At 68.6% G+C, this 835-nt stretch carries 2 protein-coding genes; both read left to right on the top strand.

Annotated elements, in window-relative coordinates:
- Positions 1 to 528 (top strand): DUF7530 family protein (locus ACFR9S_RS11100; protein ID WP_379818661.1); only part of this gene is annotated, 528 nt, incomplete at its 5' end.
- A gap of 122 nt (positions 529 to 650) precedes the next feature.
- On the top strand, positions 651 to 835 hold a 185-nt coding region (locus ACFR9S_RS11095), incomplete at its 3' end, for a hypothetical protein (RefSeq protein ID WP_379818660.1).

Below are 835 nucleotides of genomic sequence, written 5' to 3'. Positions count from 1 at the left end.
ATCGTCGTCGCGGTCGCGGGTAGCTGGCTGATGCTGACGTTCAGCCGGACCGTCCGCCGGCTCCAGCCGCCGAGGACGTACCGCCGGCTGCTGTTCGGCTCCAGCATCGAACTCGCGCTCAGCGTGCTCGCGTTCGTGCTGTTCGTGACGTACCTGTTCGTCGTCGATCCGCGGGACGGTGGCTCGCTGCTGACGGAGCTGTTGGGGCCGGAGCCGCCCGTGATCGCCGTCGTGCTGCTGTTGCTGGTCACGTGGGACGTGATCTACCGCATCGGCGCCTGCTGGTGGGCGACGGTCGTGGGGTTCTGGCGCGCGCTCCGCCACGACTTCGACCGCGAGACGACCGCGAAGCTGACCCGCCTCGACGCGCTCAACGTCGCGTTCGCCGGCGTGCAGGTGGCGATGGTGCCGTTCGTGCTCGGCCACCCCGTGCTCGTCGCCGCGGTCATCGGCCACCTGTTCGCCGTCGTCGTCGTCTCGATCGCGACGGTCGCCCTCCAGCGGCGCGCTATCGACGGCGGCGAGTGAGCGGCGTTTCTCGATAGCCGCCGGGAGAGCACGCTCGGCCGCGCAGGAAGGATATTTTCAGAAATTAATTCTTCGTCAAAACGTTTAAACCAGATAGCGAAACAACGGTTCCCAAGACCACCATGTCCACCCCGGAGCCACGGTTCGACCGCGTGCCGGCCCCAGCCCCGCCACAGCACGGCGACGCGTGGTACGCGCCCGACACGCTCGCCCAGTACGAGAGCGCGCCCGGCGTCGTCGCCACCGTCTCGCGGAACGGGGGCGAAAAGCGGGCGACCGAGTTCGCCTACGACGCCCGGGAACCGCC

This window comes from Halolamina salina, from assembly GCF_042678005.1.
In the GTDB taxonomy this organism is placed as follows: domain Archaea; phylum Halobacteriota; class Halobacteria; order Halobacteriales; family Haloferacaceae; genus Halolamina; species Halolamina salina.
This window is presented reverse-complemented; position numbering and strand designations above follow the sequence as displayed.